The organism is Nocardioides thalensis (assembly GCF_013410655.1).
Taxonomy (GTDB): Bacteria; Actinomycetota; Actinomycetes; order Propionibacteriales; family Nocardioidaceae; genus Nocardioides; species Nocardioides thalensis.
This window is the reverse complement of record NZ_JACCFP010000001.1, coordinates 3,668,897-3,688,331: the sequence shown is the minus strand read 5'-3', so window position 1 is coordinate 3,688,331 and position 19,435 is coordinate 3,668,897. Positions and strand designations below refer to the sequence as shown.

The following is a 19,435-nucleotide window of genomic DNA, read 5'->3' as shown; positions in this document are numbered from 1 at the left end:
AGGCTATCGGTGTGCGACGCTGGCGCCGTGTCCGAGCCGTCCGCGTGGAGCACGACGACCCGGCGCCTGCGGGTGCTGGAGGCGATCGCGCTGCTCCTCCTCGCCCGCGGCCTGCGGAAGTGGGTGGCGATGCGCCGCTGGGCGTCGCTGCTGGGCGAGAACGGCCCGCCGGCGGCGCCGATGGCGCTCGAGCCGCTGGCCGGCCGCGAGGCGGTGGTCGCCCGCGCGGTGGCGTCCGGCGCCCGCCGTACCTCCGCAAACTGCCTGGAGCAGGCCGTGGCCGCCAGCCTGATGCTCCGCCGCCGCGGCACCCGTGCCGTGGTGGTCATCGGCCTGGACCCCGCCCGGCCCGACGCGATCCCGCACGCGTGGCTCGTCGGGGCGTCCGGCTCGGTCGTCACCGGCGCCGACGAGATGCCCGGGTTCCGGCCGGTCAACCAGTTCGGCACCCTGGAATAGTCTGGCCGCCATGTCGTGGGAGACCGGAGTGATCCAGCGCCAGCCGGGCGTCGTCGAGGCGCCGTTCGACGAGGTGCTGGTCGTCCTCAACGAGGACCTCGACTACCTGGGGCTCGACGAGGTGGGCCAGCGGATCTGGGAGATCCTCGACGAGCCGCGCACCCTGGACGCGGTGGTCGGCACCCTGCTCGACGAGTACGACGTCGAGCGGGCCGACTGTGAGCGCGACGTCACCGCGTTCCTCGACGCCCTCGCCGAACACAAGCTGGTCGCGCGGGCCTGACCGGAGCCGGCCGGCGGCCGGTCAGCTGCCGCGGTTGTGCTTGCCCTGCTGCTGGAAGCCGTCGGCGCCGTTGCGGAAGAGAAAGCCTGCCTCGGCGGCGCGCGTCAGCACGGTGAGGGACGGTTCGCGCCAGGCCTTGCGCTGGTCGCGCTGCTCTGGACGGGGCATGGGACACCTCTGGGGCATTGGGGAGTATCCCGAGATACTCGTCAAACGAGCGGAGCGGGTTCAGGTTATATCGGACCTGGTTGGCCCGGCACCCTCTTTCAGACAGGAAGGCTGACGGCGTGGACATCACCCTCGGTCCGGCCGCGTTGACCCAGGAGGTCCTCGGGGTCGAGGTGGCCGAGCGCGCGACCCCGGATCCGTGGGAGGCAGCCAGCGCGGAGCCGCCGTACTGGTGGGCCGACGCGGACCGGCTCCTCTTCCACGGCGACCGGGCGCGGATGTACGTCGCGACCGACCGGGTGCTCCTCGACGCGCCCGATCCCGCGGCCCGCGCGGAGGAGGACTGGCTGCTCTACGCGACCGCCGCCCGCGCTCTCCTGACGTTCCGGCGCCGCTACAACCTGCACGCGACGATCGTGGTCCCGCCGGACGGACGAGCGATCGCGATCCTCGGCGAGTCGACGGCTGGCAAGTCCACGACGACGGCTGAGCTGGTGCGGCGCGGCTGGGGCTTCGCCTGCGACGACATCGCGGAGGTCGCGATCACCGGCGAGGCGCCGACCGTGCTCCCGATCGAGCGGCCGGTGCACCTGGCCGACGACATCGCGGTCCGGCTCGGTGCCGAGCTCTCCGACGGCCGGCCGCTGCCGATGCGCGACAAGCGTGCCTACGCGGTCAGCGGCGCGGACCTGACGCCGCGGCCGCTGGGCGCCATGGTCGTGCTCAGTGCGCTCGCCACCGGCGCCGAGGTGGAGGCGTTCCCGGTCACGCCGATCGAAGGGCTGACCACGGTCGCCGCGAGCGCCGACCGCTACGGGATCTGCCAGCTGCCCGAGCACCGGGCCGGCTTCCTGCAGTGGTCCACTGCGCTGTGCCGGCAGGTGCCGCTCTGGGCGGTACGCCGCCCGCCGGCCCGCGACAGCCTGGAGGAGGTCGTCGACGCCGTCGTGCGGATCGCGGGCTCAGCAGGCTCAGCCTGAGCGCACCCGGTCCTCGTACCAGACCGCGAACTGCCCGATCGCGAACGCGCGGCCGTGGATGTCCTGCCAGACCGAGGCGGTGGCGGGGTCCGTCATCTCGGGCCCCACGGCGGTCGCGAGACGCTCGACGTCGAGGACCTGTCGGACGGTCGGCGACTCCCGGAACCGGTCGACGAGGCCGCGATAGGCCTGCTCCTGGCCCCTGACCCACTGGTCGACGTCCGCGCTCTGGCCGCCGTTGGTCGTGCGCAGCCGCACGCGATCGGGAAGCAGACCGGCCGCGGCCTCGCGCGCGAGGCCGCGGTTGCGGCCGCCGGCCAGCCAGGCCTCCTCGGGGAGTCGCAGCGCGAGCGCGACCACCTCGGGGTCGGACAGCGGGTCGCTCCACCAGACGTCGTCGGAGAGGTTCTGCGGGAATCCGTGCCGGGAGGTGTCGAGCCGGACGAAGTCGAGCCACATGTCGCGGCCGGCAGGGGGGAACTCCTGGGCGAGCAGCGCCAGGTCGGCGCGGGCGGCGTCGCTGAGCGCGTCCGCGCGCACGGGGAGGTCGGCGACGTCGGGCATCGCCCAGGACACCCCGAGCCGGCGACGGCGCTGCGCTCGCCGCCAGGCGAGCACCCGGCGCGGCAGCGTCTCGCGGACGACCGACCGGGCGGCGGGCGCGAGCGCGCCGCGGGCCGCCGCACGCCGCCGCACCTCGCGCACGAGAGCGCCGAGCCGGCCGTGCTGCAGCAGGCCCCGCACGATCCCGTCGTTGTCGCGCGAGAACGTCGCGTTGCCGGAGGCGCCGGTCAGCAGCAGCGGGAGCCCGCGCGCCTCGGCGTCCCGGACGATCTGGTTGCACCACTCCTGGTTGGCGGGGTTGAACGTGGGATACCAGGCGCGGTCGAGCGCCCACCGGCAGGACTCGAGAGGCGGGACCCGGTCGGTGTTGACGACCGGCGCCCAGGTCACGCCCGTCAGGGAGCGAGCCACGTCCTCCGCGTACGGGCCGTCGTCCGCCTCCCAGGAGCCCGTCGGCTCGGGCGCACCCGGAAGGGGCACGTGGGTCATCGCGTGGATGCCGCGGCCGGCAGGCGCGAGCAGTCCCGACGCCGTCGCCACGACCATGCCCGAGTCGAGACCGCCCGACAGCGTCGCGCCGACGTCGCCGCCGGCGGGGAGCGAGGCAGCAACGGCACCGCGCACGGCCTCGCGCATCAGCGCCGGCGCCTCCGCCGTGGAGATGGCGCGATCCTCGTCGGTGGCGGGCGTGAACCAGGGGCGCACGGTCGGAGGACGGCCCGGCGACCGCTCCAGCACGTGGCCGAGCGGCAGCCGCCGTACGCCCTCGAAGACGGTGGACTCGGGAGCGTCGTAGAGGGCGACCAGGTCGACCAGCTTCGCCACGTCGAGCGCGGGGGGCCGGGTGAGTCCGCGGACGAGGTCGCGCGGGTGGGTCGCGAGCAGCAGCCTGCCCTGCTCGAGGGCGTAGAAGAGGGACTGCTCCCAGCGGGAGCCGGACGCGACGACCACCGAGCCGTCGGCGCGGGTCAGCGCGGCGACGAAGCCCTGCCGGACGGGGGAGCTGCCGCGACAGCCGGTGTCGAGCCAGGCGCGGAGAGCGGCGTGGTCGACCGGCGCGGGGCCGTGCCACGTGTGAAGGCCCGGGAGGGGCTCGTCCCAGGCGCCGCAGAAGGCGTGGGACGCGGTCTGGGGTGTGTTCAGGCTCGGCTCGGTGAGGTCAGGACCCCGCGCGCTGGCGGCCCGTCAGGACGTCGCGGGCGGCCGACCCGCCCAGCTGGGCGTCCTTCGCCGAGGTCAGCGGCTTGACGGTGGGCGCTGCCCACGTCTTCTTGTCCATCAGGTTTCCCTCCGTCACTGACCGGCCACGACCGGTGCACTGCCCGAGAACACGGTGGAGCTGTTGGGTCCTTCGCGGCGACGACCCCCGTGTCTCCGTACTCCATTCAACTAGGGAACGCGAGCGAAGTCACGCGCGGGGCTCGTCCTCTGCCGGCGCGAGGCTGACCACGTGGTCCGCGACGCCGACGACCGCGGGGCGGTGCGTGGCGACGAGGAGGGCGGCGGGGGTACGGCGCAGGTTGGCCACGACGTCCGCCTCCGTGGCGGCGTCGAGGGCCGAGGTCGCCTCGTCGAGCACCAGCAGGTCGGGCTCGCGCACGAGCGCCCGTGCGATGCACAGCCGCTGCTGCTCCCCTCCCGACAGCTGGGCCAGGTCCTGGAGCACCGTGTCGAGGCCCTCGGGGAGCTGGCGTACGACGTCGGCGACGCATGCGGCCTCCAGCGCCCGCCAGAGGTCGTCGTCGGTGACCGGGCGGCCGGCGGACCACGTGAGGTTCTCGCGCACGCTGCCGGGGATGAGGACGGTCTGCTGGGGCACGTAGCCGACGCGCGCCCGCCACGCGCGCGGGTCGGTCAGCGGCTCGCCCCCGACGACCACCTCGCCCGCGGTCGGCGGCAGCAGGCCGAGCACCACGTCGAGCAGCGTCGACTTGCCCGCGCCGCTCGGGCCGGTGACGGCGACGAGGGACGCCGGCGCCACGACCAGGTCGAGATCACGCAGCACCGGGCGGTCGCCGTACGACGCCGCGACGCCGCGCAGCTCGAGCAAGGGCCCGGAGGTTGAGGTGCTGCCGGTGGTTGAGGTGCGAGGCGCCCCGGCGCCTTGCCTTGTGCTGAGGTGCGAGCTTGCGAGCCTCGAAGTGCTCGAAACCTCCGGCCCCTCGAGTCCCTCCCGGTGCGCCGCCGTCTCGTCGATGATCCGCTGCACCGCGTCGAGCGCCGGTGAGTAGTGCGCGAACGCCTGCGTCGACGTCAGCAGCCCCCGCGCCACCGACAACAGCCGGGTGGTGACCGCGGCCAGGGCGACCAGCTCGGCGACCCCGAGCCCGATCGCCCGCCCGAGGAGCACCAGCCCGAGCGCGGCCCCGAGCGCCGCATAGCCCACGATCGCCTGCATCGCGGAGGTGACCTCGACGTACCGGTGCTCGATCCGGCGGCCCTCCCGCGCCGCGTCGTCGAGCAGCCGCACCCACTGCTCGGAGGAGTCGTGGGCCCGGATCAGCCGGAGCGAGGCGAGCGAGTCGGTGACGGTGGCGCCGAAGAGCGCGTTGCGGCGGGTCCACTCGACCCCGAGGGCGATGCTGCGGCGGACGCTGCCGCGACCGAGCGCGACCACGACCACGAGCGAGAGCACGGCGAGCCCGCCGAGCAGGGGCGAGATCACCACGGCGACGGCCGCGCTGGCGGCGAGCAGCAGCAGGTCGACGGCCGAGCGCAGCAGCAGGTGGACGGCGGCGTCGACCCGCTCCATCTCCGTGGTCGTCGCCTGTACGACGTCGCTGCGGCGCTGGCGGACGAGGTAGGTCCAGTCGGCCTCGAGCACGCCGCGGAGCGCGCGCAGCCGCAGCGCGTCGGTGGTGCGCAGGAGCACGTCGCTGTTGGTGATCGCCGACCGCCACTGCACCGCACCGCGCAGCAGCACGGCCGCGCCGGCCACGCCGAGCAGGGCGACCGGCCCGACGTCGACGCCGAGCACCGGCACGCGCACGTCGTCGTCGCCGGCGAGGAGCTGCACCAGCGGCACCAGCAGCACGAGCACCACGGCCTCGAGCAGCGCGCCGAGCAGCATCAGCAGCTGGAGCCGGAGCACCCTGCCGGCGCCGCACGCGACGACCATGGCCCGCACGTGGAGCCGCGCGCGACGGATCATCGGTGCTCGTCCCATCCCGGTGATCGCCGCGAGCGCGCGAGCAGCGCGCGGGCGATCGCGCTGACCGGTCCGCGGTCGGTCAGGTGGGTGACCCGCAGCGGCGGCAGCGCGATCCGGGCCACGGTCAGCGCGACGTCGCGGGGGGAGCGGCTCGCCGCGAGCGTGTATCCCGCGGCCCGCATCGCCGCGTCGCCGGGGAACCGGGTGAACCGGACCGGTCGGCGCTGGGCGCTCACCGCCCGTGCCAGTCCGGAGGAGGTACGCCGGAACGCGGGCGTGCCGTCCGGGAGGCCCACCGTCGCGTCGACCACGGTGAGCGAGGTGCGGTCGAGCCGCGCGAGCCCCTTCGGGCCGCGCCACGCGGCGGGGTCGCGGGCCAGCCGGTGCACGTCGACGAGGCTGCGCAGCGAGCCCCAGTCGTCCTGGGCCGCGTGCCGCAGGGCGTGCGCGAAGGCGTCGGCGACGCCGAGCGTGGCCACGGTGACCGGCCCGACGTCGACCTTCGTCCGCCGCGACCAGAGCTCGGCGAACCCCGGCAGCCCGTCGTGCGTCGGGTCGAGCCGCCAGTGCAGGTCGACGGACCCGAGCGGGCCGTCGAGCGTCACCTCGTGCGCCGCCCATCGCTGGTAGCGCCACATCCAGCTGTCCCGGTCGACCGCGTGCTCGCGACGTACGCCGAGGTCGCGAGCGGCGAGCCGCCCGAGCGCGACCGGCAGGTCGGCCGTGTCGACGAGCACGTCGACGTCCGCTGCTCCCCGCGCCGTCGGGTCGCCGGTCGTCTGGACCGCGAGCGGCGCTCCCTTGACGACCAGGTGGTCGATGCCGTCGAGGACGCCGGCGACCTCGGCCACGGCTCGCAGGTGGGCCATCGCGTCCATCCGGTCGAGGCGCGCGGCGGAGGCGAGCTGCTCATGCACCTCGGGCGGCACCTCGAGCGCCTCGGCGCCGGCCACCAGGCCGGCGACCCGGTGCCGCAGCACCGCGGCGACGAAGTCCTGTGCCGGCACCTGCCCGGACCACCGCCACAGCGGCGGCTCGCCCGTCTCGGCCCGCAGCGCGGTCCGCACCGCGCGCCGTACCTGCGAGACGGCGGCGGCTGACAACACGGGGGCCAGTCTGCCCGGTCGGAGTTGCCTAGACTGGTTGATCGTGGCCTTCGAACTCCCTCAGAACCTGCACCCCGACTGCGGCCCCATCGCCTGGCTGCTCGGCACCTGGCAGGGCAACGGGCACGGCGACTACCCGACGATCGAGAAGTACCAGTTCGGCCAGGAGCTGATCTTCCAGCAGGACGGGCGCCCGTTCTTCCACTACATGGCGCGGTCGTGGATCGTCGACGACGAGGGCAACAAGCTGCGCGACGCCGCGCAGGAGACCGGCTTCATCCGCGCCCGCCCCGAGGGCAAGCTCGAGATGGTGCTCGCGCACGCGACCGGGTTCGCGGAGATCTGGTACGGCCAGGCCGAGGGAGGCAAGATCGAGCTCCGCACGGCCGGGATCGGGTTCACGGAGTCGGCCAAGGAGGTCACCGAGGGACACCGGCTCTACGGCAACGTCGAGGGCGACCTCCTCTACGCGTACGACATGGCCGCGATGGGTCAGCCGTTGCAACCCCACCTCTGGGCGAGGCTCAAGCGTGTCGGATGACGACTGGCGCGTCGCCCTCCGCGAGAAGGGCTACCGGCTCACGCCCCAGCGCGAGCTGATCCTGCGCGCGGTCGACGAGCTCGGGCACGCCACGCCCGACGAGGTGCTGGCCCACGTGCAGCAGCAGGCCTCGACCGTCAACGCCTCCACCGTCTACCGCACCCTCGAGGTCCTCGAGGAGCTCGGCCTGGTCCGCCACGCCCACCTCAGCGACCGCGCGCCGACGTACCACTCCACGCGCGGGCACGAGCACTTCCACCTCGTCTGCCGCGGCTGCCACGAGGTGATCTCGGTCGATGCCGAGGAAGCCGAGCCGTTCGTGGAATCCCTGGGCACCCGTCATGCGTTCACCCCAGACCTGGGTCATCTGACCGTGTTCGGACACTGTCACGCTTGCGACCCACCGTTGGTCGAGGAGGCCGGCCACGGCCGTCACGAGACCCATAAGGAGACGACATGACCAGCCCGCTGCTCGACCTGCCCGGAGCCGTCGCCGGCGACGGCATCGACGCGGAGGTCGCCGCTCACTACGGATCGCTGTACGGCGAGCAGCGTGCTCTCGCCGCGGGGGAGGGCTTCGTCGACCTCTCCCACCGTGACGTGCTGCGGATCAGCGGCCCGGACCGACTGAGCTGGCTGCACTCGCTGACCTCGCAGTTCTTCGAGGGACTCACGCCCGCCATCTGGACCCGGGCGCTCGTGCTGAGCCCGAACGGCCACGTCGAGCACGCCTTCGACGGCGTCGACGACGGCGAGGCGTTCACGGCCCACACCGAGCCCGGTCGCGCCGCCGCGCTGATCGACTTCCTCGAGCGGATGAAGTTCATGACCCGCGTCGAGATCGCCGACGTCACGGCCGAGACCGCCGTCGCCTGGCGGCCGGTGGACGGCGGCCGGTTCGACCTCGTCCCGCGCGACCAGCTCACGTCGTACGCCGAGGCCGCCGGCCCCGCCGCCGGGCTGTGGGCCTACGAGGCGCTCCGCATCGAGCGCGGCGAGCCGCGCTTCGGCGTCGACACCGACGAGCGCACCATCCCCAACGAGGTCGGCCTGTCGGGCGTGCACCTCGACAAGGGCTGCTACCGCGGCCAGGAGACCGTCGCCCGGGTGCACAACCTCGGCCGCCCGCCGCGCCGACTGACCCTCCTCCACCTCGACGGCTCCGAGAACCGCCTGCCCGCGCCGGGCACCGACGTCACCGTCCCCGGCCAGGACAAGGTGATCGGCCGCGTGGGCTCCTCGGCCCGCCACCACGAGCTCGGCCCGATCGCCCTCGCGCTCCTCAAGCGCAACGTCCCCGTCGACGCCGCCCTCGACGTCGCCGGCCTCCCCGCCGCGCAGGAGGTCCTCGTCGACCCCGAGGTCGGCCTCCACTTCCGCCCGACCCGCTGACCCGTGCGCTGACCTCGTAGGTCGAGCAGGTCTCCCCAGCACCGTTTGTAGGTCAGTGCTGACACCACCCGGAGCACGAGGGCCCCTAGTGTTGGTAGGAGTTGACACCACCCTGGCGGGCGCGCAAGGGGAGCGAGTCCGAGCAGATTGAGCGGAGGTGGGCGCATGTCGGCGACGAAGCTCCTGGTACTCGGAGTCGTGCACCTCTCCGGCGGCGCACATGGCTACCAGGTGCGGTCCGAGCTGCAGAGCTGGCGTGCGGAGATCTGGGCCAAGATCAAGCCCGGCTCGATCTATCACGCGCTGAAGAAGGCGGCGGCTGATGGCCTCCTCACCGAACACGCCGAGCCGGGCAACTCCGGGCCGGAGCGCGTTCTGTACCGCGTGACAGCTCGGGGACGTGACGAGATAGTCGAACTGGTCCGCGACGGTCTGCGGCGCACCCATGACCCCACCATGCTCAACGCGTCGATCGCCATGTTGCCCATGCTGACCAGGGCAGATGCCATCGCGCACGTCAACGAGCGGGTCGCGCGCCTGGAAGCGGAGCTCGTAGAGCAGGCCAAGTGGCGGAAGCACCCGAACCCCGACATTCCCGAACACGTCCGCGATCAGGCTGATCTGTGGGCGGGACACGCACGCACCGAATTGGAGTGGGCGAAGAGCCTGGGCAAACGACTGGCCGAGGGCGCCTACACCATGGCCGATGATCCAGGTTCGTGGCGAACACCCACCTAATCAAACTTGACTAGACGCTTCTCCTCGCGTACTTTCGGGCGAGTAACCAAACTTGACTAGTCGCCCAGGCGCGGCGAGGAGAGCCGAATGAGCACCATCCTCAAGAACAGCTCGGAAACCGTTGCGCACACGCCCGGGCGGGCGAGCAGCATCGCGGTCTGGATTCTGCAAGTCGTGCTGGCGGCGATCATCGCCGGCGGCGGAATCTCGAAGCTCGCCGGTGACCCGGTCATGGTGGACATGTTCGCCGACATCGGGGCTGGCCAGTGGCTCCGGTACCTGGTCGGAGCGCTGGAGGTCGCGGGAGGGGTGGGACTTCTGATCCCGGCTCTGGCGGGCCTGGCCAGTCTCGGGTTGGCGGCGTTGCTGACCGGTGCTGTCATCACCGATCAGTTCGTGCTCGAGCAGAGCCCTTGGCTGCCGCTCGCCCTTCTCGTCGTGGCGGCCGTGATCGCAAGGGCGCGGTGGTCGCGCACTGAGGCCGTCGTCGGCACGCTGCTCAGGCGCTGAGACAGAACATTCGAACGGAGACGTGAGATGAACGAGATGGCCTTTCGCGTGACATCAAGCGATGGCACCACCATCGCCTACGACCGGAAGGGAAGCGGCCCGGCTGTCGTCCTGGTAGGCGGCGCACAGGACGACGGAGCCGAGAACGCTCCCTTGGTACCTGCTCTCGCCGAGCACTTCACGGTTTACAACTATGCCCGTCGGGGACGCGGCGCGAGCGGCTTCACCGAGCCCTACGCCGTGGAAAGGGAGATCGAGGACCTGGATGCGTTGATCGCGGAGGCGGGCGGCTCGGCACACCTGTTCGGGGCGTCCTCTGGTGGCGCTCTGGCGCTGGAAGCCGCCGCGGCCGGGTCAGCCATCGACACGATCGCCGTGTGGGAGGTGCCCTACGCGGTCGGGGACGACATACGCCCGCGATTCGAGGAGTACGTCGCGGACACCCGACGCGCCTTCGACGCCGGACGAGACGAGGAGGTTCTCGAGCTGTTCATGCGCATGACCGGCGCCTCCGACGACAACATCGCGGCCAGGAAAGCGGCAGGCAAGCAGACGACGCATTGGGCGGATTCGGTCGCCCTCGCGCCCACGCTGGTCCACGACAGCCTCTTCCTCAACCGCTACCAGTTGCCGGCCGATCGACTGGCAACGGTCACCCAACCCGTCCTGGTCATCACCGGAGGACCGATCACGGTCCCCTACATGGCAGGCCTGCCCTCGGACTTCTTCGACCGCGCAGCCGACGAGCTTGCAGACGTCCTACCCCACGCTCAACGGGAGACCCTCGAGGGGCCGGATCACGTCGTCGACCCACAGATCGTCGGCCCGCTGTTGCTACGGTTCTTCAGCAGCGAACACTGAAGGACCGCGAGGTGTCGCGGGAAGACCGATGAGGCACCGCGTGTGGGATGTCCAACCGCGCGCTGCAGCGCAAGCACTGCGTCGGCTTCGATCGACTGCCTGACGACCATGACGGGGGCCGGGATGGTGTCGTACTAGGCGTTTGCCGGAGGCAACTGTTTCCGGCTGGTTTGCGGGCCGGTCACCCACGACCAACCCAGTGGTCGACCGTCTTCTAGATGGTCTGACCTTGTGCCAGTTCTCGGGCAGTCCCCGCTGCTCATCGACCCGTTCGGCGCGTCCGCTCTCGGCGACCGCCTCGTCGCGCTCGTCGACGCGCCCGGCTTCGTGCCCGCTGCCTTCGGGCTCGCGTTCGTCGCAGGTGCCGCGCACGCCGTAGGACCCGGCCACGGCAAGAGCCTCGCGGCGGCGTACCTCGTCGGATCGGACGGCAAGGTGCGCGACGCGGCCTGGCTCGGCCTCAGCGTCGCGGTGATGCACACCGTCTCGGTGCTGGTGATCGCGGTCGCGTGGACGTTCTTCTCGCTGTCCGACCTGGTGCGGCTCGAGCACCTCACGACCGCGCTGCAGCTGGTCGGCGGTGTGCTGGTGATCGGCGTCGGCGTGTGGCTGTTCCGGCGCCACCTCCGGGCCGGAGCGCACGGGCACGGCCACGGCCACTCGCACGGGCACACGCACACCCACGAGGCCCCCTCCCGCCCCGGCCTGGTCCTGCTCGGCATGTCCGGCGGCCTCACCCCGAGCCCGGCGGCGTTCCTCGTCCTGATCACCGGGCTCTTCAGCGGTCGCAGCGGCTTCGCGCTGCTGCTGGTCCTGACGTTCGGGATCGGCCTGGCATCGGTGCTGTTCGCGGTCGGCCTGCTCGCGCTGACGGGCCGCAACGTCGTCGTCCGGGCGGCTGAGTCGCGCCGGATGTTCGCGCTCGCCACCCGCGTCGCGCCCGTGCTCGCCGCGGTCAGCATCACGCTGATCGGCTGCACCATCACCTCGGCCGCCGTCCACGGCCTCGTGGTCGCATGATCGCTCGGCACCCGTTCGGCGACCCGCAGACCGTCGAGATCTCCGCGACCGACGGGACCGTCCAGGTCCACTGGGAGGTCGGCGGCCAGGACGACCTGACCCTCCTCGGGATCCACCTCGGCGTCCTGCCCGAGGACCGGATCATGCTCGACGGCGCGATCGTCTACGACGAGGACGACGGTGACCTCGTCGCTGCCGCCCCCGAGTTCGAGGACTACCTGCTCGACCACATCGGCGTCACCGCCGACGGCCTGGACTGCGCAGGTGAGGTCACCGGGGTCGGCGACCTCACCGCCGACGAGGGCGCGGACCTGTCGTTCACCTGCCCGGCCGACGCGGCGGCCGCGACCGTGACGGTCACGATGCTCACCGACCTGCATCCCGCCTACCGCACGCTCGCCACCGGACCCGAGGGCCAGCGCGCCGCCTACAGCCGCACGCAGGACAGCCACGAGTGGGCGCTCCCGGTGACGGCCGGCGACATGTCCACGACCGTCGCCGGCACCAGTGGCTCCGGCTCCGCTGCGACGCCGGTGTCCGACGGCGGAGACCTCGGCCAGAGCGCCGCCCTCCAGATGGGCGCCGTCGGCGCCGTGCTCCTGATCCTCGTCGCCGGAGCCGTCGCGCTCCGTCGGCGCTCGCAACGCACCACCCCCTCCACCCCCGAAGAAGGAGACGTTCGTGTCGGCACGACACCCGCACGCCAAGAGGTTCCGTAGTCGCCTGGTCGCGGCCGCGGCGGCGCTCACCGTGAGCGCCGCCGGACTGCTGGCGGCGCCGACCGAGGCCGCCCCGGCGCCCGAGGCGGCGACCACGGCCCAGGCCGCCGTCGAGATCCCGACGGCCGACGTTCTCGACGCCTCCTTCGCCGGCGGCACCCCGGTGGACGAGGCGCAGGGCGTCGCCGTGACGACGGCGGGCGAGCCGACGTACGGCACCGACCGTGACTTCGGCGACATCATGACCGTCGACGGCGTCAACGACGCGGTGGGCTTCGACATGGCCGGCCAGTACGGCGCGATGGCGTCGAGCTTCTCGATCGAGTGCGTGTTCAAGATCAACGCCACGATGCCCCAGTCGCCGGAGAAGGACCTGTGCTCCAACAAGGAGGCGGGCGGCTTCTCGATCTACGTGACGGGGCCCAACCTCGGCACGATGGCCCACATCGGCGGCGGCTACAAGAGCGTGCTGACGCCGATCGACGGCAACCGCTGGTACCACGCCCTGTCGGTGTGGGACGGCTCGAGCCTCAAGCTCTACGTCAACGGGCGGCTCGCCGGCGAGACCGCCGCGAGCGGCGTGTTCACGGTCCCGCCGAACACCACCACGCACCGCTTCGTCGTCGGTGGCGACTCGGCGCCGATCACAGCGGCGAACCCGAGTGGTGTCGGCCAGTGGGCGCCGCCGTCGTCGTACAAGACCGCGAAGCTCTACAGCGCCGCGCTCAACGCCGACCAGGCGGCCGCGCTCGCCGCGCAGTACGACACCGCGATCCCGGTGCCTGCCGCGGACGCGCTGGACGTCGACTTCGCCGACGGCACCCCGGCCGACCACGCGCAGGACCTCGCGTCGACCACCCGCGGCAACCCGGTGATCGCGGAGGACTCGGCGCTCGGCAAGCCGGTCGCGAGGTTCGACGGGGTCGACGACTCGATCCAGTACGCGTTCGCGCCGCACTGGCCGATGATCACCAACGCGGTCACCATCGAGTGCACCTTCAAGTACGACGGCGCCGTGCCCACCTCGAGCGAGAAGGACGTGTGCTCGGGCAAGGAGGGCGGCGGCTACGCCATCTACGTCAACGGCACCAACATCGGCTTCATGGCGCACGTCGGGGGCGGCTACAAGAACGCCGTGGCCCCGATCGCCCAGCAGGGGCGCTGGTTCCATGTCGTCGGCGTCTGGACCGGCACCGAGATGCAGCTCTACGTCAACGGCGAGCTCGAGGCGACGACGCCCGCCACCGGCGCGCTGGGCCTTCCGGCGGCCGCGGCACGCGGCTGGACCGTCGGTGCCGACACGTCGCCGACGGGCACCCAGTTCTACGCTCCGGTGACGGTCTCCAACGCGCGGCTCTACGGTCGTGCGCTGGGCGCGAGCGACATCGCGGCCCTCAAGATCGCCGCGCTCGGCGAGTTCCCCGACGCGGGGGTCGAGGTCACCTCGACCACGCCCGCAGCGGGCAGCCACCTCAGCGCCCCGGTCGAGTTCGCCGTGGAGATCGCCAACGAGGACAACGCCACCGGCTGGACCTACACGCTCGACGGCGAGGAGATCGCGCCCGGACAGGAGATCGGCGAGGGCCTGGCGGCCGGCGATCACCTGATCGTGATCGAGGCGACCGACGTGTTCGGCGAGCCGATCCGCGAGGAGGTGTCGTTCACCTCCGACTCGATCCCCGAGGGCGGCGGCACCGGCGACGACCAGGGCGAGGGCACCGTCGCCCTGTCCGCGATCGCCAAGAGCCCCGACGGCAGCGACGTGACGACCACCTTCCGTGAGGCCGAGGCCACCCTGGCCGAGGGAGGCTTCACCGGCACGGTCGCGAAGATCCCCAGCACCCTCGAGTTCGAGTACGCCGAGGGCGCCGACCTGTCGGGGGAGCAGAAGCCCGACGACGGCGACATGACAGCCAGCCCCTCAACCGGGGACATCCCGTTCCAGCGGTTCGACGTGACCGTGCCCGGCGCCGTCGCCGGCCAGCAGGTGCTGTGGAGCGGCGTCGTCGACCCGGCCCGCAGCGCGTCGCTGCGCGTGTGGAACGCGGCCGAGAGCCGCTGGGTCGAGCTCGCCGCCGCGCGGGGCGCCACCGAGGGCGAGACGGTGCTCCGCGCCAAGCTGCGGCCGGCGTACGTCGACGGCACGGTGGTGCACGTGATGGTCGCGGGCATCGACCCGTTCGCCGACGACCTCGCCCCGCGGGACGCGTCGGCCGGCCAGCCGGAGAACCGCGACCACTTCGAGGACCCGGCCGACTACGACTTCTCGCTGGCCCACTTCACCGACACGCAGTACCTCGCCGAGGGCGCTGCCGGCGGCACCTACGACGACTTCGACGGCAACGCCGAGCCGACCGACCAGATGAAGGCCGAGGAGCGGGCGCTGTGGCAGAAGTCCTACCTCGACACCACTGAGTGGATCGCGGACAACGCTCAGCAGCGCAAGATCGCGTGGACCGGCCACACCGGTGACGTCATCGAGAACGACTACAACAACCCGCTCGCCCGGGACGTCAACGGCAACCTCCTCTACCCGGGGCTCGACGAGCAGGTGACGCGCGAGTTCGACTTCACGTCGGCGGCGCAGTCGGTGCTCGACGAGGCCGGCGTCGTCAACCAGGTCGTCGCGGGCAACCACGACAACCAGCTCGGCAACGAGGTCGGCCCGGACTCGCGGTTCAACCAGTGGTACGGCCCCGAGCGCTACTACGCCGCCGAGGACCTGTGGCCGGCGGGCACCGAGTACCACGCCTACGACGAGTCCGCCGAGGGCGCGGAGGACGGCCGGGACAACCAGAACAACTACCTGCTGTTCTCAGCCGGCGGCCTCGACTTCGTCGCCGTGGGCCTGTCGTACGGCGTGACGCAGGAGGAGGCGGACTGGGCCAGCGCGGTCTTCGAGCGCTACCCCGACCGCAACGGCATCCTGATCACCCACGCCTACATCGCGCCGTCCACGGCGCCGGACGGCCGCGGCGCCGGCTTCTCCGGTGACGGGTCGCGGCTCTACAACGAGGTGGTCGCCGACAACAAGAACGTCTTCCTGATCCTCGCGGGTCACGAGCACGGCGTCGGCACCAACGTGAAGAGCGAGGTCGGCGTGACCGTCTCGCACAACGTGGTGGAGCTGCTTGCGGACTACCAGTTCTACAAGATCCGCGCGGACGAGCTGTTCGCGTCGAAGTACTGCCCGTCCTGCACCACCCTGTCCAACGGCGACATCGACCTCGACGGCGACGGGGTGGCCGACCACAAGCCGGGCGACCTGCTCCAGTTCGGCGCAAGCTGGCTGCGGCTGCTCCAGTTCGACGTGGAGAAGTCGCAGATGAGCATCGACACCTACTCGCCGATGTTCGACAACTTCGGGGCGACCGAGTACGACGACCGCCGCCGCTACAACGGGGCGGAGGACAACACCGTGCTGCCGGTCGACCTGAGCACCCGCACCACCTCCTTCGAGACCGACGGTCTCGTGGTGGTCACTCCGACCGACACGGCCATCGGCACCGACACCGCCCGCTCGGGCTGGCCGGCGACGGTCGAGTGGTCGGGCCTGGTCGAGGGCGAGGTCTACGCCTGGGTGGCCGACAGCCGGACGGCGAGCGGCGACCGGATCGGCACGCTCAGCCAGTTCGGCTCGGTGTTCGTGGCCACGGCTGCCGGCACCGACGTCACGCCGCCGGAGGTCACCCTCCCGACGGACAACGAGGTCGAGGTCGGCGAGGTGTTCGACCCGCTCGCCGGGGTGACGGCGACCGACAACACCGACGGCGACGTGACCGAGCTCGTCGAGGTGGTCGGAAGCGTCGACACCACCGCGCCGGGGACCTACGCGCTCACCTACGTCGCCACCGACACCAACGGCAACCAGGTGCTCGTGCCCCGCGCGGTTCGCGTCGTCGAGCCGGACGAGCCGGACCTGGTCGCCACGAGGGTCGCGGTGACCAACCAGACGGTCACGTTCGGCCAGCGGATCACGCTGCGCGCGCAGGTGAGCCCGGCGGCGGCCACCGGGACCATCGAGTTCCTCAACGGCGAGGACCAGCTCTGCGAGGGGACGGTGTCCAACGGCGCGGCCAGCTGCATCGTCCAGACCCCGCCCCCGCCGGGCGACCACGCCGTCACGGCCGTCTACTCGGGCGACGAGGCCCACGCGTGGTCGCAGCGCGCGTTCGTGCTGACCGTCAAGCAGCCGTCGAAGCGGGACCCGAAGCTCGTCGCGTCGGCGGCGGACACCACGGTCCCGCGCGGCCGGGCCGCGATCCTGAAGGCCACGGTCGTCTCGGGCGCCACCGGGAAGGTCACCTTCACCAGCGGCGGCAAGACGCTGTGCGTCGCGACCATCCGGAGCGGTCGCGCGTCCTGCGAGACCTCGTCGCGACTGGGCGCCGGCACCTACCAGGTGGTGGCGACGTACCCCGGTGACGACGCGTTCCTCGCGGACCGCGACAGCTTCTCGTTCCGGAAGGCTCGGCGCCGATAGGGCACAAGAGCCGACAGCAACGGCCGGGAGCGACTCGTTCGCTCCCGGCCGTCGTGCACCCCGGGACCAAGGTCCCGACCTGCGACGTTTTCCGGGGGCGCTCCTCAACAACCGGCAGGCTCGGACGATGACGACTCGTGGGGGAATGCATCCACAACCACGGGAGACACCATGAAGAAGCTGCTCGTCGCGCTGTTCGCGGCAGCACTGGTCTCGCTCGGACTCGTGGGGGTCACCAGCAGCCCGGCTCAGGCCGACTGCGGTTACTCCGGTCCGTGCAAGGCAACGAAGGTCAGCGCCGGCGACAAGACGGTCAAGAAGGGGAACTCCACCAAGATCCCCGTCACCGTCAAGGTGAAGAACGGCTCCGGCACGCCCAAGGGTGAGGTCAAGGTGACCTGCACCAAGGGCGACGCCAAGCTCGTGGGCTCCGCCACCCTCAAGGGTGGCGACGCCGACGTCAAGGTGGGTCCGTTCACCAAGCGCGGTGCCTGGGACTGCGGCGTCAAGTACGTCTCCGGCCCCGGCTTCAAGGACAGCTCGACGTCGTCGACTGTCACCGTCATCCGACGGGGCTGACCGCCGCGGGCTCCGGCCCGCTGTGAAACGCGTGGGGGAGGGTCTCGGGCCCAGCCCGGGGCTCTTCCTCGCGTCTCCCCTTCAACGTCTCGTGCGACGTACGTCGCCTAGGGATTCATCGTGCTCTCATCCCGCAAGATCCGCGCCGCCCTCGGGGGTGTCGCACTGCTCCTCCTCGTCGCCGTGGCCTGGTGTGCCTGGCAGGCGTGGCAGGTCAGCCACGACCTCGAGGACGCCGTCGACCACGCCAACGCCTTCCGCGCCGCTGTCGAGGCCGGCGACCCCTCTGTCATCGAGGACGAGCTCGCCGCTCTCCAGCAGGCGAGCGCCGCGGCCCAGGACGGTACGTCGGGGGCGACCTGGTCGTTCCTCACCGCCCTCCCGGTCCTCGGCGACGACGCCCGTGGGGTGCGGCTCGTGAGCGACGTCGTGCACGACCTGTCGCAGGACGGCCTCGAGCCGCTCGTCGCGGTAGACGAGCGCATGGACGAGCTCCTGCCGCGGAACGGCTCGGTCCCGGTCGAGGCGATCGCCGAGCTCGAGGAGCCGGTCGCACGCGCGGAGCAGGCCCTGGCCGACGCCGAAGCGCGGCTCGCCGACGAGGACAGCTCCGGCTACGTCGGCCGACTCGCGGATCGCTTCGACGAGCTCGAGCACGAGGTCGCCGCCGCCCGCGAGGCCATGGCCTCGGCCCGCATCGCGGTCGACCTGCTGCCGGGCATGCTCGGCCAGGACGAGCCGCGCAACTACCTCCTCGTCTTCCAGAACAACGCGGAGATCCGCGCCACGGGCGGACTGCCCGGCGCGGTCTCCCTCGTCAGCGCCGACCGCGGCGCGCTCGCGATCACCCGTCAGGCGACCGGCGCCCAGTTCGGCCGGGCCACGGACGCCCCGCTGGCGCCGACGGACCCAGAGCGCCGGCTCTACGCCAACGTGCTGACCGACTACTTCCTCAGCTCCAACATGACCCCCGACGTGCCGCGGGCCGCCGAGCTGTGGGCCGCCCGCTGGGAGCAGGAGTTCCCGGACGATCAGGTGGACGGCGTGCTGACGCTCGACACCGTCGCCCTCTCCTACGTGCTCGGGGCCACCGGACCTCTCGAGATCGACGGAGTGGAGCTCAATGCCGACAATGTCGTCGACGAGCTCCTCCACAACGTCTACCTGCGCATCGAGGACCCGGCCGAGCAGGACGCGTTCTTCGCCGCGGTCGCCACCGCCGCATTCGACCGGTTCACCGCCGGCGCCACCAACCCGACCGGCCTGATCAAGGCGCTTGCTCGCGCGACGAGCGAGGGCCGCGTCAACGTCCACTCGTTCGACGACGCCGAGCAGGCCGAGCTCGGCGGCACGACCATCGCGGGCGAGCTCGTCACCGACGTGGACAACTCCTCGCCGCAGATCGACGTGACCGTCAACGACAACACCGCGGCGAAGATGTCCTACTTCCTGCGCTACGAGACCGACGTCAACGCGACGTACTGCACCGACGGCGTCCAGGGCTTCGCCGGCAAGATGCGCCTCACCTCCACGGCGACCGAGGAGGCCAAGCAGCTTCCCGGTTACATCACCGGCACCGAGGGGCTCGCCCCCAAGGGCAGCCAGTGGGTCACCGTCCGGCTCTACGGTCCCGCCGGTGGCACCGTCGACGACGTCACGCTCAACAACCGGCCGCTGAAGCCGCTCCGCGTCGACCAGGACGGCCGGCCGGTCGCGCAGTACTACATCGAGCTCGCACCCGGCCAGACCGTCGACGTCGCCTGGACGATGACCAGCGGCCCGGGCCAGACCGCCGACCCGCACGTGCGGGTCACGCCCAGCATCGCCGCGGGCGAACCCGCTCCCACCCAGGGAGCTTGCTGATGACCACCTATTCACGGG

General features: G+C 72.0%; 18 protein-coding genes. 14 read left to right on the top strand and 4 right to left on the bottom strand.

The features are described 5' to 3' along the window. The first annotated feature begins 27 nt into the window (after positions 1-27). Both HNR19_RS17935 and HNR19_RS17930 read left to right on the top strand, forming a co-directional pair. Positions 28-459, top strand: a complete 432-nt coding sequence (locus HNR19_RS17935) for a lasso peptide biosynthesis B2 protein (RefSeq protein WP_179669178.1) — start codon at positions 28-30, stop codon at positions 457-459. Between the two features lie 10 nt (positions 460-469). After that, positions 470-742: a PqqD family peptide modification chaperone gene (locus HNR19_RS17930; RefSeq protein ID WP_179669177.1), complete on the top strand. Its 273-nt coding sequence runs from the start codon at positions 470-472 to the stop codon at positions 740-742. 21 nt (positions 743-763) lie between these two features. On the opposite strand, the gene HNR19_RS17925 is transcribed toward HNR19_RS17930, so the two are convergent. Next, a complete protein-coding gene (locus HNR19_RS17925; protein WP_179669176.1) occupies positions 764-910 on the bottom strand; it encodes a hypothetical protein in 147 nt (48 codons plus the stop codon). 119 nt (positions 911-1,029) lie between these two features. Here HNR19_RS17925 and HNR19_RS17920 point away from each other — a divergent pair, with 119 nt between their 5' ends. After that, entirely contained in the window at positions 1,030-1,890 is an 861-nt protein-coding gene (locus HNR19_RS17920) for a hypothetical protein (RefSeq protein ID WP_179669175.1), read from the top strand. Here the strand turns inward: HNR19_RS17920 and HNR19_RS17915 are convergent. The 3 genes from HNR19_RS17915 to HNR19_RS17905 all read right to left on the bottom strand — a co-directional run bounded on the left by HNR19_RS17915 (position 1,882) and on the right by HNR19_RS17905 (position 6,711). Beyond that, a complete protein-coding gene (locus HNR19_RS17915) occupies positions 1,882-3,405 on the bottom strand; it encodes an asparagine synthase-related protein (protein WP_179669174.1) in 1,524 nt (507 codons plus the stop codon). The two genes, HNR19_RS17920 and HNR19_RS17915, sit on opposite strands and share 9 nt — an antisense overlap. Before the next feature lie 457 nt (positions 3,406-3,862). After that, positions 3,863-5,605, bottom strand: a complete 1,743-nt coding sequence (locus tag HNR19_RS17910; protein WP_179669173.1) for an ATP-binding cassette domain-containing protein — start codon at positions 5,603-5,605, stop codon at positions 3,863-3,865. After that, entirely contained in the window at positions 5,602-6,711 is a 1,110-nt protein-coding gene (locus HNR19_RS17905) for a nucleotidyltransferase family protein (protein WP_179669172.1), read from the bottom strand. The genes HNR19_RS17910 and HNR19_RS17905 overlap by 4 nt, the downstream gene beginning before the upstream one ends. A 43-nt stretch (positions 6,712-6,754) precedes the next feature. Between HNR19_RS17905 and HNR19_RS17900 the strand changes: the two genes are divergently transcribed. The 11 genes from HNR19_RS17900 (at position 6,755) to HNR19_RS17850 (ending at position 19,417) form a co-directional block, all read left to right on the top strand. After that, positions 6,755-7,252, top strand: coding sequence for a heme-binding beta-barrel domain-containing protein (locus HNR19_RS17900; protein WP_179669171.1), 498 nt, complete (start codon positions 6,755-6,757; stop codon positions 7,250-7,252). Next, the gene (locus tag HNR19_RS17895) at positions 7,242-7,712 is read left to right on the top strand and encodes a transcriptional repressor (RefSeq protein ID WP_179669170.1); all 471 of its coding nucleotides are present in this window, start codon (positions 7,242-7,244) and stop codon (positions 7,710-7,712) included. Before HNR19_RS17900 ends, HNR19_RS17895 begins: the two co-directional genes overlap by 11 nt. Then, a complete protein-coding gene (gene ygfZ, locus HNR19_RS17890) occupies positions 7,709-8,644 on the top strand; it encodes a CAF17-like 4Fe-4S cluster assembly/insertion protein YgfZ (protein ID WP_179669169.1) in 936 nt (311 codons plus the stop codon). Before HNR19_RS17895 ends, ygfZ begins: the two co-directional genes overlap by 4 nt. Before the next feature lie 165 nt (positions 8,645-8,809). Continuing rightward, the gene (locus tag HNR19_RS17885) at positions 8,810-9,382 is read left to right on the top strand and encodes a PadR family transcriptional regulator (RefSeq protein ID WP_179669168.1); all 573 of its coding nucleotides are present in this window, start codon (positions 8,810-8,812) and stop codon (positions 9,380-9,382) included. A gap of 87 nt (positions 9,383-9,469) precedes the next feature. Continuing rightward, positions 9,470-9,892 carry a DoxX family protein gene (locus HNR19_RS17880; RefSeq protein WP_179669167.1) on the top strand — a complete coding sequence of 141 codons (423 nt, stop codon included), beginning with the start codon at positions 9,470-9,472 and terminating at the stop codon, positions 9,890-9,892. 27 nt (positions 9,893-9,919) lie between these two features. After that, complete coding sequence (locus tag HNR19_RS17875; protein WP_179669166.1) at positions 9,920-10,753, top strand: alpha/beta fold hydrolase; 834 nt, start codon at positions 9,920-9,922, stop codon at positions 10,751-10,753. 231 nt (positions 10,754-10,984) lie between these two features. Then, positions 10,985-11,773 (top strand): HoxN/HupN/NixA family nickel/cobalt transporter, encoded by a 789-nt coding sequence (locus HNR19_RS17870; RefSeq protein WP_179669165.1) that lies wholly within the window; start codon positions 10,985-10,987, stop codon positions 11,771-11,773. Continuing rightward, positions 11,770-12,492 carry a hypothetical protein gene (locus tag HNR19_RS17865; RefSeq protein WP_179669164.1) on the top strand — a complete coding sequence of 241 codons (723 nt, stop codon included), beginning with the start codon at positions 11,770-11,772 and terminating at the stop codon, positions 12,490-12,492. The genes HNR19_RS17870 and HNR19_RS17865 overlap by 4 nt, the downstream gene beginning before the upstream one ends. Next, entirely contained in the window at positions 12,455-16,975 is a 4,521-nt protein-coding gene (locus HNR19_RS17860; protein WP_179669163.1) for a LamG-like jellyroll fold domain-containing protein, read from the top strand. Before HNR19_RS17865 ends, HNR19_RS17860 begins: the two co-directional genes overlap by 38 nt. 171 nt (positions 16,976-17,146) lie before the next feature. Further along, the gene (locus tag HNR19_RS17855) at positions 17,147-17,554 is read left to right on the top strand and encodes a hypothetical protein (RefSeq protein ID WP_179669162.1); all 408 of its coding nucleotides are present in this window, start codon (positions 17,147-17,149) and stop codon (positions 17,552-17,554) included. Positions 17,555-17,674: 120 nt separating this feature from the next. After that, positions 17,675-19,417 carry a DUF4012 domain-containing protein gene (locus tag HNR19_RS17850; RefSeq protein WP_179669161.1) on the top strand — a complete coding sequence of 581 codons (1,743 nt, stop codon included), beginning with the start codon at positions 17,675-17,677 and terminating at the stop codon, positions 19,415-19,417. Positions 19,418-19,435: the final 18 nt, after the last annotated feature.

Excerpts from the sequence above, each read along its gene's own strand:
- HNR19_RS17910 (WP_179669173.1), bottom strand. The coding sequence starts at position 5,605 with ATGATCCGTCGCGCGCGGCTCCACGTGCGGGCCATGGTCGTCGCGTGC.
- HNR19_RS17925 (WP_179669176.1), bottom strand. The coding sequence starts at position 910 with ATGCCCCGTCCAGAGCAGCGCGACCAGCGCAAGGCCTGGCGCGAACCG.
- HNR19_RS17855 (WP_179669162.1), top strand. The coding sequence starts at position 17,147 with ATGAAGAAGCTGCTCGTCGCGCTGTTCGCGGCAGCACTGGTCTCGCTC.
- HNR19_RS17875 (WP_179669166.1), top strand. The coding sequence starts at position 9,920 with ATGAACGAGATGGCCTTTCGCGTGACATCAAGCGATGGCACCACCATC.
- HNR19_RS17865 (WP_179669164.1), top strand. The coding sequence starts at position 11,770 with ATGATCGCTCGGCACCCGTTCGGCGACCCGCAGACCGTCGAGATCTCC.
- ygfZ (WP_179669169.1), top strand. The coding sequence starts at position 7,709 with ATGACCAGCCCGCTGCTCGACCTGCCCGGAGCCGTCGCCGGCGACGGC.
- HNR19_RS17930 (WP_179669177.1), top strand. The coding sequence starts at position 470 with ATGTCGTGGGAGACCGGAGTGATCCAGCGCCAGCCGGGCGTCGTCGAG.
- HNR19_RS17880 (WP_179669167.1), top strand. The coding sequence starts at position 9,470 with ATGAGCACCATCCTCAAGAACAGCTCGGAAACCGTTGCGCACACGCCC.
- HNR19_RS17885 (WP_179669168.1), top strand. The coding sequence starts at position 8,810 with ATGTCGGCGACGAAGCTCCTGGTACTCGGAGTCGTGCACCTCTCCGGC.